Here is a 13541-nt window from a genome sequence, read left to right as displayed (position 1 = left end):
CATGCGCACCCTGCTACGCAGCCTCGTCACCCTGGTCATCGTCGCCCTGGCCATCGCCGCCGGCCTGTGGCTATGGCACTACTATCTGTACACCCCCTGGACCCGCGATGGCCGGGTCCGGGCCGAGGTGATCACCATCGCCCCCGACGTCTCCGGGCGTGTGGTGTCGCTCGCGGTGGGCGACAATCAACGCGTCGACGCGGGCGCGACGCTGTTCCAGATCGATTCCGAGCGCTACCAGACGGCGGTGAGCAAGGCCGAAGCGGTGGTCGCCCAGCGCCGGGCCGAACTCCAGCAGAGCCAGGACGAGGCCTCGCGCCGCAGCCGCCTGAGCCGCCAGGCGATCAGCGCCGAAGGCCAGGAGACGGCACGCACCAACCGCCAGGTGGCCGACGCCTTGCTCGAGCAGGCCAGCAGCGCACTCGACAGCGCGCGGCTCGACCTCGAACGCACCACGGTCGCGGCACCATCGGCGGGGCATGTCCTCAACCTGCAGCTCAGCGAAGGCAACTACGTCGGCACCGGCGAATCGGTGATGGCCCTGATCAAGGCCGATTCCTACTTCGTCACCGGCTACTTCGAGGAGACCAAGACCCCGAGCTTCGAGGTCGGCGACGCCGCCCGGGTCATCCTGATGAGCGGCGATACCGAGCTCGAGGGCCATGTCGAGAGCATCGGGCGTGCCATCGCCGACCCCAACACCGCGCCCAACAGCCAGCTGCTGCCCCAGGTGCAACCCACCTTCAGCTGGGTACGCCTGGCCCAGCGCATCCCGGTGCGCATCGCGCTGGACGCGATCCCCGAGGGTGTGACCCTGAGCGCCGGCATGACGGCCTCGGTATACGTCGAGCCGACGGAGTAGGCGCGCATGTCGCCCTGGTTACAGGCCTATCTCACCCCCAGCAGCGAGGCGGTGAAGTTCGCCATAAAGGCGACCCTGGCCATGCTGCTGGCGCTCTATGCCGCGCTGTGGTGCGACCTGGAGCGCCCCTACTGGGCGCTGATCTCGGCGGCCTTCCTGCAGATCCGCCCGATGAGCGGCATGGTGATCGAGAAGGGCATCAGCCAGATCAGCGGCACCCTGGTCGGTTGCGGCATCGGCATCGCCATCATGGCGCTGTTCGCCCAGAATCCCATTCCGGCGCTGGTCACCCTGACGCTATGGATCATGCTGTGCACCTATGGCAGCTCGCTGCTGCGCAACAACGCCTCCTACGGCTGCATCATGGGCGCCGTCACGGCCATGCTGATCGTGGTGATCGGCGCCGGCCAGCCCGACGGCATCTTCTCCATCGCCGTGGCGCGTCTGTCGGAACTGTCGCTGGGCGCGGTCTGCGCGACCCTGGTCAGCGCGCTGCTATGGCCGATCAAGGTCGGTGACCACCTGGGTCGGCAGGCCGACGAGGTCGTCAATCAGGCCTTCCAGCACGCCGCGCAGCGACTGACCGACGCCGACGATCTCGGCGACCTGCAGCGCACCCTGACCGGCAGCCTGGAACCGCTCACCCAGCTCGAGACCGACAGCCAGGCCGCCCGTTACGAGGGCCCGGAAGGCCCAGGCCGGATCCGTGCCAGCCACGTGCTGACCCGCCGTACCCTGCGCCTGATGGCCACCCTGCACGCCCTGCAGCAGCTGATTCACCACTACGGCGACCGACTGTCGCCCACGATCCACCGGCTGGCCGGCGAGATCGCGGAGGGCTTCCGCGAGTCGGCGGAGGCCCATGGGGTAGCCCCGGCCCAGCGTCGCCTGCATGCGCTTCGCCACCGGGTGAAGGACTGCCCCGAAGCATCGCTGAGCCCGCTCGAGCAACGCTGCCTGCAGGGCCTGCGCGAGGCGCTGGGCCATGCCGTGGTGATGCTCGACGCCCGCGACGCCATCACCCGGCCCGGCCAGATGCGTCTACGCGGCGTGGCCCTGGCCTGGCATCGCGATCACCTGGTCGCCGGATTCAACGCCCTGCGCGCCGGCCTCATCTTCGGCCTGCTCGCCAGCTTCTGGCTGGCGACCGCCTGGAACAACGGCCAGGTGGCGATGCTGCTCGGCACCCTGTTCTCGGCCTTCTTCGCCACCCGCGACAACCCGGTCGTGATCTGCATGATGTTCACCAAGGGCATGCTGGCGGCGATCCCCAGCGCCTTCCTGTTCGGCCATGTGCTGCTGGCCCAGGCCAGCGGCTTTCCGATGCTGGCGATGATCTTCCTCACCCCGCTGTTCCTGGGGCTGCTGGGCGTGGCCAACCCACGGCTGATGGGCTATTGCCTGGCCTTCATCATCGGCAACATCCTGCTGACCATGCCCGGCAACGGCATGGACTTCTCCTTCGATAGCTTCATCAACCGTGCCATCGCGGTGATAATCGGATTGTCCGCGGTGGTCACCGGCTTCCGGCTGCTGCCCGGCTTCGGCTCGGCCCTGCGCAAGCGCCGGCTGGTCGGTGCCATCACCGGCGATCTGCGCCGACTGACCACGCCCTCCATCCACGAGGCGGAGTCCCGCTTCGTCGGCGGCATGGCCGACCGCTTGCTGCACCTGGCCAAGCATGACGACGTGCTGCCCGAGGATCAGCGTCACCTCTTCACCCTGGGCCTGACCGGACTGGATATCGGCTATGCCTGCCTGCAGATGCGCCGGCGCCTCGATGACCTGCCGGACGAGGCGCTGCATCGTGCCAAGCGACGCTTCTTCGACGCCCTGGCCCAGGCCTACGCCGACAGCGCCCGGGGCCATTCGCCCGAAGGGGTGGAGGCGGCCGGCGAAACCCTGATCGCGGCCGTGGGCCGACATCCCGCACTGACCGAGCGCCATCATGCGTTGCTCGCCGGGCTGGTCGAACGACTGGCGCTCTCGCTGGAGCGTCAGGCCCAGCGGGCTCAAGCCTCTCGCCACCAAGTGGGCCCGCTCGCCGACACCGCCGAGGCCCGATGAGAAGCCACATGCGCCCTGTCGCCTTTCACCTATATTTCCGAGGAGATAACGCATGTTCGCCGAACTCTTCGCCGTGATGGCGCCGGTCATCGCCGGTGCCGGCCTGGGCTTCGGTTGGGTTCGGCTCGGCCACGACTACCCGGTCGCCTTCATCACCCGCCTGGTGTTCAACATCGGCACCCCGGCCCTGGTACTCGCCTCACTGGCCAACGCCGAGATCGATGCCGGCGGCTTCGGGCGCACCATGCTGGCCACCAGCCTGGTACTGCTCGCCATGGCGGCGGCCACCTTCGTCACGGCCCGCCTGCTGAAGCATGACTGGCGGGTGCTGCTGGCGCCGATGATGTACCCCAACACCGGCAACATGGGGCTGCCGGTGGTGCTCTATGCCTTCGGCGAGGCGGGCTTCGCCTTCGGCATCACGGTGATGGTCACGGTGACGCTCTTCCAGTTCACCCTGGGCTCGTTGATGGCCGGGCGCGGCAACCCGTTCAAGATCCTCGCCACCACGCCCACGGTGTACGCCATCCTGATCTCCTTGGCGCTGCTGCTCACCGACACCACCCTGCCGGCCTGGCTGGCCAACAGCGTGGAGCTGATCTCGGGCTTCACCGTCCCCTTGATGCTGATCACCCTCGGCGTCTCGCTGGCCAATATCCGGGCCACCAACCTGCGCTCCGGCCTGGGCTTCTGCCTGCTGCGCCTGCCGCTGGCCGCGGGCCTGGCCTGGGGCGTCGGCACGCTGCTCGACCTGCCGCCCATGGCCCATGCCATCCTGATACTGCAGATGAGCATGCCGGTGGCGGTGTTCAATTACCTGTTCGCCCAGAAGGCCCGTCGCGATCCGGAATACGTGGCCAGCCTGGTGTTTTGCTCGACCCTGCTGTCGCTGCTTTACCTGCCGCTGTTGCTGGCACTGCTGATCTAGGCGTGAGCCCGGTTTACCGGTCGCGCCGCCGCCCCTAGGCGAGGCTTTTCCCACCTGGCTTGGCCGCCGATTTTTCCCGCTTCGCCCCTCCTCGTTCTAACTCGCCGACTTGCTGAATGCGACGACCAACGGTAGCCTCTGGCGCTTGTCGCTAATGCCCGACATCGCCAATTCTCCCATGCGATGCCGAAAAAACCGCTTTTCGACGGCGTTCGCCACAGTTTGAACAACCATTCAATAAACGCTAGGGTATGGCGCTTCCGATTTGCGTCAACGCTGCCGAGTGGCATGCTAAAGCGACGCGTCATCCCGACAACCCATTCCCGTCCCTGCCACTTTGGGCCGGGCGCCGACCAAGGCACCGCCAATGAGTGACAACCGAAACGTCAAGATTCGGGTCCGCAACCTCAGCAAGGTCTTCGGCAGCCAGCCGAAGAAGGCGCTGGAACTGCGCGACCAGGGGCTGAAGCGCCCCGAAATCCTCGACAAGACCGGCCAGACCCTGGGCCTTTCCAACATCGACTTCGATGTCTACGAAGGGGAACTGCTGGTGATCATGGGGCTGTCCGGTTCCGGTAAGTCGACCCTGATCCGCTGTCTTAACCGGCTGATCGACCCCACCGAGGGCGAGATCGTCATCGACGGGCAGAACATCCCGAGCCTCAAGGAGAAGGAGCTGCTGGAATGCCGCCGCCGCCACTTCTCCATGGTGTTCCAGAATTTCGCACTGTTCCCTCACCGCACGGTCCAGGAGAATGCCGAGTTCGGCCTGGAAATTCGCGGTGTCGATGCCGGCGAGCGTCGCGAGATCGCGCGTAACGCCCTCAAGCAAGTTGGCCTCGATGGCTGGGAGGACGCCCTGCCCCGGCAGTTGTCCGGCGGCATGCAGCAGCGTGTCGGCCTGGCTCGCGCGCTGGCCAACGACGCAAGCGTGCTGTTGATGGACGAGGCCTTCTCGGCGCTCGACCCGCTGATCCGCGGCGACATGCAGCAAGAACTGCTGCAGCTCCAGCATCGCATGCAGAAGACCACCGTCTTCATTACCCACGACCTCGATGAGGCATTGAGCATCGGTGACCGCATAGTGCTGCTCAAGGACGGCGAGGTGGTGCAGATCGGCAGCCCTGAGGAAATCCTCACCAAGCCCGCCGACGACTACGTGCGTCGCTTCATCGAGGGCGTCGACAAGTCGCGCATCCTCAGTGCCGAGAGCGCCATGCGCAAGGTGCGCTCCACGGTGCGCGACACCGATGGTCCGCGCACCGCGCTGCGCAAGATGCGCGATCACAGCCTCGATTCGATCTACATCCTCGACCGCGATCGCCGCCTGGTCGGCCTGATCGACGCCGACGCCGCCAGCCAGGCGCTGGAAGCAGGTATGGAACGCGTCACCGATTCGATGACCCAGGACTTCCGCAAGGTCACCCGCGACGAACCCATGCATAACCTGTTCGCCATGTTCAGCGAGAACCGCTTCCCCATCGCGGTGGTGGACGATGAGCAGGTACTGCAAGGCGTGGTCGTGAAAGGCGCCGTCCTCGACGAACTCGCACAGGCAGGAGACCACTGATGGCTATCGAATTTCCGCGCATCCCGCTGGGTGACTGGATCGAGAGCGGCCTGAACTGGCTGACCAGCGAGTATTCGGGTGTGACCCGCGGCATCTCGCGCATCACGCAGTCCGGCATCGACGGGCTCAACGACGCCCTGATGTGGCTGCCCGACTGGTCGCTGTTGGTGATCATCGTCGGCCTGTGCTGGTGGTTGGCCAACACGCGACTGGCCATCGGTGCCGTCGTCGGTCTGGCGTTGATCATGGATCTCGGCCTCTGGGATCCGATGATCGAGACCCTGACCCTGGTGGTGATCGCGACCCTGGTGGCGGTGGTCATCGCCATGCCGGTAGGTATCGCCGCCGCACTCTCGGATCGCCTCTACAAGACGATCATGCCGATTCTGGACTTCATGCAGACCATGCCGGCCTTCGTCTACCTGATCCCGGCCATCCCGTTCTTCGGCATCGGCTCGGTGTCGGCGATCTTCGCCACCGTGATCTTCTCCATGCCGCCGGCGATCCGCTTCACCACCCTGGGCATCCGCCAGGTGCCCGGCGATCTGGTCGAGGCCGCCGATGCCTACGGCGCGACCCGCGGCCAGAAACTGCTCAAGGTGCAGCTGCCGCTGTCGCTGCCCACCGTGATGGCGGGCATCAACCAGACCATCATGCTGGCGCTGTCGATGGTGGTGATCGCCGCCATGATCGGCGCCGACGGCTTGGGCAGCGAAGTGTGGCGCGCCATCCAGCGCCTGCGTCCGGGTGACGGCTTCGAAGCCGGCATCGCCGTGGTAATACTGGCCATGCTGCTCGACCGCCTCACTCAGTCGCTGCGCAAGAAAGGCAAGGCTTGATCCCGCGGGGCTACCCGTCGGTTGCAACCGACGGGTAGCCCCTGCATCCTCGAACTCGCATTACCAACAAAGGCAAATTCGATGAACAAGCAACCGATGCGTCTCGCCGGCCTGACCCTGATCGCCGGTGCTGGCCTCACCGCCGCCACTGCCCAAGCCGCCGACAAGGGCACCGTGCACCTGGCTTACGTCGAGTGGGCGTCCGAAGTCGCCTCCACCAACGTCATGCGCACCGTGCTGGAGCAGGCCGGCTACGAGGTAGAACTCACCTCGCTATCCGCCGCCGCCATGTGGCAATCCGTGGCTTCCGGCGATGCCGATGGCATCGTCGCCGGCTGGTTGCCGACGACCCACGCCGACTATCTCGAGCGAGTCGGTGATCAGGTTGACGACCTGGGCCCGAACCTCGAGGGCACCAAGCTCGGCCTGGTGGTTCCGGCCTACAGCGACGCCGACTCCATCGCCGACCTGAACGAGCACGCCGACGACTTCAACGGCAAGCTCACCGGCATCGATCCGGGCGCCGGCATCATGAGCCTGACCGAGAAGGTCGTCGAGGAATACGACCTCGACCTCGACCTGCAGAGCGGCAGCGGCGCCACCATGACCGCGGCCCTCCAGAGCGCCATCAACAACCAGGAAGACATCGCGGTGACCGGCTGGACCCCGCACTGGATGTTCGCCCGTTGGGATCTCAAGTACCTGGAAGACCCCAAGAACGTCTATGGCGGTGCCGAGCAGATCCACACCATCGTGCGCGATGGTTTCGAGGACGACATGCCGGGGGCCTATGCCATCCTGGACGCCTTCGAGTGGACGCCCGAAGCCATGGGTGAGGTCATGCTCATGAACCAGGAAGAAGATTCCGATCCCTACGCCAACGCCAAGCAGTGGGTCGAAGAGAACCAGGACCTGGTCCAGGAGTGGCTGCCGGAAGCCTCCTGAGGCCATATCGGCTCCCGCGCCACCCGCCAGGGGGAGACGCCTCGGGCGTCTCCCCTTTTTTTCGGGTGCTACGTGGATCAGGCGGCATCGCGCATGCCCTCGCCGTCAACGCTTTCCCCTCGCATGACGCCCTGTCTCACGATGACATGGCCATGTCGCCTGCCGCACAGCGACAGCATATGCACAGAGTTTGCTAAGCAACTGTTATCAACAAGTCGAATTTTTATTAGAATCACTTATCCGAGGTGGCCCGAGACGCCATCTGTGAGCACAACACGACACAGGAAGGGTGCAACATCGGTGGCGCTCTTGGCCGAGCCGCGTTGAAACGCGGGCTCCCAGAATCGTCGCCCAACGGCCACACTCAAGGGTGTCAGCCGCAGACACACCTTCATAAGGAGCGCAGGCATGTTCAAGAAGATCCTGGTGCCGGTAGACCTGGCCCACATCGAGGTGATCGAGCCATCGCTGCAGGTCGTCGCCGAGCAGGCCAAGCACTATGGCGCGGAGGTCTGCTATGTGGCGGTCGCCGCCACGACCCCGGGATCGGTGGCACGCACCCCCGAGGAACATCAGCAGAAGCTCGAGGCCTTCGCCCAGGAGCGCGCCAAGGTCCACGGCCAGCCGGTCAGCGCCCGTGTCATCACCACCCCGGACCCCATCGCCGATCTGGACGACGTTCTGGTCGATGCCATCGACGAGGCCGACGCGGACCTGGTGATCATGCCGACCCATCCGCCGAAGCATCTCGACGCCGTGATTCCATCGCATGGTGGCAAGGTAGCCACGCATACCGAAGCCTCGGTGTTCCTGGTGCGTCCCCAGACCTGATTTCTCCCACCTCGTTCCTCGACATCCACAAGGAGTAGTCCCGTGACGAACGATAATAAGCAGCCCCCTGAGGCGGCGCCCGACGAGGGCATCCCCGCCCCGGAGGGGCCGGCCAACCTCATTGATACCGATTATGTGATCGGTCAGGACAACATCACCGCCAACAAGTTCGGCCTGGACGTCGACCTGCACGGCAAGGTCTTCACCGTTTCGTCGTTGTTGATCCTGGTGTTCGTGATCCTGACGCTGGCCTTGCAGTCCGAGATCGAACCCGTCTTCAATGCCATCTTCTCCTTCCTGACCGGCAACCTGAGCTGGGTCTTCCTGCTCGGCGGCAATATCTTCGTGCTGGTCAGCCTTGGCATCGTGCTATCGCCGCTGGGCAAGGTGCGCATCGGTGGCGCCCATGCCAAGCCCGACTTCAGCTACGCCGGCTGGTTCGCCATGCTGTTCGCCGCCGGCATGGGCATCGGCCTGATGTTCTATGGCGTCTCCGAGCCGCTGACCCACTTCGGCACCGCCCTGGGTGGCACCAGCATGGAAGACGGCATGCGCACCGACTGGGCACCGCTGGGCGCCGCCGCCGGTGACGAGGCAGCCGCCCACCGGTTGGGCATGGCCGCGACCATCTTCCACTGGGGCCTGCACCCGTGGGGGGCGTACGCCGTCGTCGGCCTGGCGTTGGCCATCTTCTCCTTCAACAAGGGGCTGCCGCTGACCATGCGCTCGATCTTCTACCCGATTCTGGGAGAGCGCGTGTGGGGCTGGCCGGGGCACCTCATCGACATCCTCGCGGTGTTCGCCACCCTGTTCGGCCTGGCGACCTCGCTGGGGCTCGGTGCCTCGCAGGCGGCCGCCGGCCTGAATTACCTGTTCGATGTGCCCAACTCCAACATCACCATGGTGTTGCTGATCATGGGCATCACCGCCGTGGCGTTGTGCTCGATCATGCTGGGCGTCGACAAGGGCGTGCAGCGCCTGTCGCAGCTCAACATGATGCTGGCCTTCCTGCTGCTGGCCTTCGTGATCATCGTCGGCCCGACCATGCTGATCGCCACCGGCTTCTTCGAGAACCTGGCCGCCTACGCGGTCAACCTGCCGGCGCTGTCCAATCCCTTCGGTCGTGAAGACGCCAACTTCGTTCAGGGCTGGACCGCCTTCTACTGGGCCTGGTGGATCTCCTGGTCTCCCTTCGTCGGCATGTTCATCGCCCGCGTCAGCCGCGGCCGCAGCGTGCGCGAGTTCCTGACCGCGGTACTGCTGGTGCCGACCCTGGTCTCGGTGCTGTGGATGACCGCCTTCGGCGGCACCGCCATCGATCAGGTGATCACCAACGGCTTCCAGGGCGTCCAGGACGCTGCGCTGGAGATCAAGCTGTTCGCCATGCTCGGTGAGCTGCCGCTGGCCTCCATCACCTCCTTCGTCGGCATCGTGCTGGTGATCGTGTTCTTCGTGACCTCTTCCGACTCCGGGTCGTTGGTCATCGACTCCATCACCGCCGGCGGCAAGGTCGACGCTCCCAAGCCGCAGCGCATCTTCTGGGCGATCATCGAGGGCGCCATCGCCATCGCCCTGCTGCTCGGCGGCGGCCTGACGGCCCTGCAGACAGCCTCGGTATCCACCGGCCTGCCCTTCACGCTAGTGCTGTTGGTCGGCTGCTACGCGCTGATCAAGGCCCTGATGAGCGAGCCGAGGGGCAACTGACAGATACCTCGAGCTCGACGCAAAAGGCGGCCTTAGGGCCGCCTTTTTCGTTAGGGCGTCAGGCCCTTACGTCACACCATGGCGTCATTCCGTGCCGGGTGTCGATGCTCTGCAACATCTTGGCATCGGCATTTGCCAATATGATGTTGTACGCCTGTCGCCCAATGATACGCAGGCCGTGCCTTTGCGCCACTTCACGTCCACGAGACCGAAGCGCGACAGCCCCAGCTGATGGCACCTCGCCCCTCCTCCACCGAGCGACACGACATTCTGTTGCCTGGTCGCGACGTTTCCCCCTCCTGATACGCCCAAAACGACTCACCACACGGCCAAACCTTGCCACTGACAAAAACAGATACCTGATATTAAAGGTTTTTTATAATACGGCCCGAAAATTGCTTCTGACTAGGACAGATCCACGAGCGTCCGTGACTCTCGCTCCCCACCGGGAGCCTGAGACATGACGTTCGTTTCCGACCATGACCAGGAGCAAGACGCCCATGAAGATCACCATCTTTGGTTCCGGGTACGTAGGACTCGTCACCGGCGCCTGCCTCGCCGAAGTCGGGCATGAAGTGATGTGCGTCGATGTGGACACCGACAAGGTGGCCCGTCTTAGCCAGGGCGAGGTGCCGATCTACGAGCCAGGCCTCGAGACGCTGATCCATCAGAACCTGGCCGCCGGCCGCCTGCACTTCACCAACGATGCCAAGGCCGCGGTCGAATTCGGCCTGCTGCAATTCATCGCCGTCGGCACACCCTCCGACGAGGATGGCAGCGCCGACCTGCGTCACGTGCTCAAGGTCGCCGAGACCATCGCCACTCACATGACTGAGTACCGCATCATCGTCGACAAGTCGACGGTGCCGGTCGGCACCGCCAGCAAGGTGGAGCGCACCTTGGCCGCCACTCTCGAGGGTCGCCGCGCGGATATCGAATTCGACGTCTGCTCCAACCCCGAGTTCCTCAAGGAAGGCGCCGCTATCGAGGACTTCTCGCGCGGCTCGCGCATCGTGGTGGGTACCGAGTCCGAACGCGTCCGCCAGGTCATGCGCGAGTGCTACGCCCCTTACAACCGCCAGCGCGACAAGCTGATGTTCATGGGAGTACGCAGCGCCGAGCTGACCAAGTACGCCGCCAACGCCATGCTGGCGACCAAGATCAGCTTCATCAACGAGATGGCCAACCTGGCCGAACGCCTGGGGGCCGATATCGAGGAAGTGCGCCACGGCATCGGTAGCGATCCGCGCATCGGCTACCACTTCATCTATCCAGGCTGCGGCTACGGCGGATCCTGCTTCCCCAAGGACATCAAGGCGCTGACCCACACCGCCGAGGCCGCCGGCCATCCGGCCCAGCTTCTCAACGCCGTCGAGAAGGTCAACGCGCGCCAGAAGAGCCGCCTGTTCGAGATGCTCTGCGACGCCTTCAACGGCAATCTGGCCGGTAAAACCATCGCGCTGTGGGGTCTTTCCTTCAAGCCCAACACCGATGACATGCGCGAGGCCCCCAGTCGCGCGCTGATGGAAGCCCTGTGGCAGGCCGGTGCCCGGGTCCAGGCTCATGATCCCGAAGCCACCGAGGAGTGTCTGCGGATCTACGGCAACCGTGAGGACCTGAACCTCACCGAGCGCCGCGACGAGACCCTCGAGGGCGCCCATGCACTGGTCATCTGCACCGAGTGGAAGGCCTTCCGCACCGTCGACTTCACCGGGCTGCGCGAGCGTCTGATCGAGCCGGTGGTGATCGACGGCCGCAACCTCTTCTCGCCCGAGAGCGCCAGAGAGGCGGGGCTAACCTACTACGCCATCGGCCGAGGCGCTTCCGTCCGCCCCGTCGTAGCCTGAGGCCTCGCCATGTCGAAGCTCCCAAACCATACCTCCGTCGCCAGCAAGGTGACGGAGGCCACCGCCCTGCTGCTGATGCTGGCCCTGCTCGTGCTGCTGCTCTCCGAGCTGCCGTCGGAGGTCTTCTCGCCGGCGTCGAAGAGCTTCTTCTTCGCCATCGGGGCCATCGGCGCCTGGCGCTACTCCTGGTGGTTCGTCCAGGCGCTGCGTTCGGTGTGGTACAACCGGCGCGTCTTCCCGCGGCTGCGCGCCGCGGCGGACGCCGCCGGCGAGGCCGGTAAGCCCAGCGAGCTGTACGTGCTGTGCACCTCGTTCCGCATCGATGCCGACGTCAGCTATCGGGTCTATGAAGCGCTGGTGCGCGAGGTCCGGGACTACGGCGTCCCCACTACCGTCTTCGCCTCGCTGGCCGACCGCACCGACGTCGACATCATCACCCACGTGATGGACGACCTCGGCTGGCCGAGCAACGTCGAGCTGCGTTACATGTTCCAGAAGGGGGACGGAAAGCGCTCCGCCATGGCGGAAGTGCTGCGTGCCATCTCCCGCCGCGCCCCAGCCCCGGACGCCCTGCTGGTCTCGATGGACGGCGATATCCTGCTCGAGCCCAACACCCTCGAGCGCTCACTATCGTTCTTCCGTACCAACGAAGACCTGGGCGCGCTGACCACCAACAACAGCGCCATCGTCACCGGAGGCGATGTCACCAAGGAGTGGTACGACCTACGCTACGCCCAGCGTCACCTGGTGATGAGCTCCGGTTCGGTATCGCGGCGTCTGCTAGTGCTGACCGGCCGCTACAGCGCCTTCCGCCTCGATCTTGCCACCCAGACGAGTTTCATCGAGCTGGTGGAAAACGATCGCGTCGACCACTGGCGCTTCGGCAACTTCAAGTTCCTCTCGGGGGACGACAAGTCGACCTGGTACTGGCTGCTCAAGAACGGCTGGCGGATGCTCTACCTGCCGGACGTCTACGTCACCGGGTTCGAGGAGCTGCCGGACCGCCGCCGCTTCTTCAAGTCAACCACCGACCTGATGCGCCGCTGGTACGGCAACATGCTACGCACCAGCGGTCGGGCGATCGCCCTGGGGCCCCGCCCGATGGGCATGTTCACCTGGTGGAGCCTGGTCGACCAACGCCTCTCCATGTGGACGACCCTGATCGGCCCCATGGTGGCGATCCTGGTGACCCTGTTCGTGCGCCCCTCGTTCATCTTCGCCTACGCGCTGTGGATCCTGTTCACACGCAGCATCTCGACATTGATCCTGGCCTGGCAGCGCGGTCGCTTCAGCCTGCTGTGGATCCCGTTGATCTACTACAACCAGGTCTTCGGCGCCCTGCTCAAGACCTATGTCAGCTTCCGATTCAACCGCCAAAAATGGTCGCGCCAGGGGATATCCGCCGGCGAGCCGAACGACCCGGCCGCGGTCACCCGTCAGCGTCGCATGGGCCACGTGCTGCACGGCACCTTCATCGCGGGGATGCTCTACGTGCTGGTGCTGGCCACCGGTGTGCTACAGCCACCGGATCGCACCGCCATGACCATCCTCCATGACCCCGCCACCGAGGACCAGGCAAAGACCGGAACGGCCAATCGCTGGCTGGCGTTAACCCTCGCCGACGGCTCCCCCAGCGGCAACGTCACCCTGCCGCCGGAACGCCTGTCGCTGGACGAGGGGCTGCTGGACGTCGTGGCCACCACCGAGCCCATGCGCACCGAGCGCCTCACCGGCGCGCCTGGTGACGAGCCGACCACGCTCGAGATCAGCCCCGGCCTGGCCCGTCATGTCCACGATGCCAGCGGTCGCCCGCTCGACGTCGCACCGCGCGCGACCTGCCACACGACCCTAAGCTGCGCCCTCGACATCAACGGCCGCAAGGTAGCCCTCGTCGACCTGAATATCAGCGTGCAACCCGACCGCTCCTGACCTCACAGGCAGCCGCCAG

General features: G+C 65.3%; 10 protein-coding genes. All 10 read left to right on the top strand.

All coding sequences use genetic code 11. The features are described from left to right. The first annotated feature begins 1 nt into the window (after window position 1). Complete coding sequence (locus ETC07_RS12145; protein ID WP_136248786.1) at window positions 2-862, top strand: efflux RND transporter periplasmic adaptor subunit; 861 nt, start codon at window positions 2-4, stop codon at window positions 860-862. 6 nt (window positions 863-868) lie between these two features. Continuing rightward, entirely contained in the window at window positions 869-2929 is a 2061-nt protein-coding gene (locus ETC07_RS12140) for an FUSC family protein (RefSeq protein WP_136248785.1), read from the top strand. A gap of 52 nt (window positions 2930-2981) precedes the next feature. Further along, the gene (locus ETC07_RS12135) at window positions 2982-3857 is read left to right on the top strand and encodes an AEC family transporter (protein WP_136248784.1); all 876 of its coding nucleotides are present in this window, start codon (window positions 2982-2984) and stop codon (window positions 3855-3857) included. Between the two features lie 367 nt (window positions 3858-4224). Next, the gene (locus ETC07_RS12130) at window positions 4225-5427 is read left to right on the top strand and encodes a quaternary amine ABC transporter ATP-binding protein (RefSeq protein ID WP_136248783.1); all 1203 of its coding nucleotides are present in this window, start codon (window positions 4225-4227) and stop codon (window positions 5425-5427) included. 5 nt (window positions 5428-5432) lie between these two features. Continuing rightward, entirely contained in the window at window positions 5433-6266 is an 834-nt protein-coding gene (locus ETC07_RS12125; protein WP_136248832.1) for an ABC transporter permease, read from the top strand. 81 nt (window positions 6267-6347) lie between these two features. Then, window positions 6348-7211, top strand: a complete 864-nt coding sequence (locus ETC07_RS12120) for a glycine betaine ABC transporter substrate-binding protein (RefSeq protein WP_136248782.1) — start codon at window positions 6348-6350, stop codon at window positions 7209-7211. A 408-nt stretch (window positions 7212-7619) separates the two neighbouring features. Further along, window positions 7620-8042 carry a universal stress protein gene (locus ETC07_RS12115; protein ID WP_136248781.1) on the top strand — a complete coding sequence of 141 codons (423 nt, stop codon included), beginning with the start codon at window positions 7620-7622 and terminating at the stop codon, window positions 8040-8042. A 42-nt stretch (window positions 8043-8084) separates the two neighbouring features. After that, the gene (locus ETC07_RS12110; protein ID WP_136248780.1) at window positions 8085-9746 is read left to right on the top strand and encodes a BCCT family transporter; all 1662 of its coding nucleotides are present in this window, start codon (window positions 8085-8087) and stop codon (window positions 9744-9746) included. A 500-nt stretch (window positions 9747-10246) separates the two neighbouring features. Further along, entirely contained in the window at window positions 10247-11593 is a 1347-nt protein-coding gene (locus ETC07_RS12105; protein WP_136248779.1) for a UDP-glucose dehydrogenase family protein, read from the top strand. Window positions 11594-11602: 9 nt separating this feature from the next. Further along, window positions 11603-13522, top strand: a complete 1920-nt coding sequence (locus ETC07_RS12100) for a glycosyltransferase (protein WP_136248778.1) — start codon at window positions 11603-11605, stop codon at window positions 13520-13522. Window positions 13523-13541 lie beyond the last annotated feature (19 nt).

It is taken from the genome of Halomonas borealis, assembly GCF_004798905.1.
In the GTDB taxonomy this organism is placed as follows: domain Bacteria; phylum Pseudomonadota; class Gammaproteobacteria; order Pseudomonadales; family Halomonadaceae; genus Halomonas; species Halomonas borealis.
Note: the sequence above shows the minus strand (reverse complement) of the source record. Positions and strands in the feature narration are given on the sequence as shown.

Bases quoted from the DNA above. Each gene is read 5' to 3' on its own strand.
- ETC07_RS12145 (WP_136248786.1), top strand. From the start codon at position 2: ATGCGCACCCTGCTACGCAGCCTCGTCACCCTGGTCATCGTCGCCCTG.
- ETC07_RS12140 (WP_136248785.1), top strand. From the start codon at position 869: ATGTCGCCCTGGTTACAGGCCTATCTCACCCCCAGCAGCGAGGCGGTG.
- ETC07_RS12135 (WP_136248784.1), top strand. From the start codon at position 2,982: ATGTTCGCCGAACTCTTCGCCGTGATGGCGCCGGTCATCGCCGGTGCC.
- ETC07_RS12130 (WP_136248783.1), top strand. From the start codon at position 4,225: ATGAGTGACAACCGAAACGTCAAGATTCGGGTCCGCAACCTCAGCAAG.
- ETC07_RS12120 (WP_136248782.1), top strand. From the start codon at position 6,348: ATGAACAAGCAACCGATGCGTCTCGCCGGCCTGACCCTGATCGCCGGT.
- ETC07_RS12115 (WP_136248781.1), top strand. From the start codon at position 7,620: ATGTTCAAGAAGATCCTGGTGCCGGTAGACCTGGCCCACATCGAGGTG.
- ETC07_RS12105 (WP_136248779.1), top strand. From the start codon at position 10,247: ATGAAGATCACCATCTTTGGTTCCGGGTACGTAGGACTCGTCACCGGC.
- ETC07_RS12100 (WP_136248778.1), top strand. From the start codon at position 11,603: ATGTCGAAGCTCCCAAACCATACCTCCGTCGCCAGCAAGGTGACGGAG.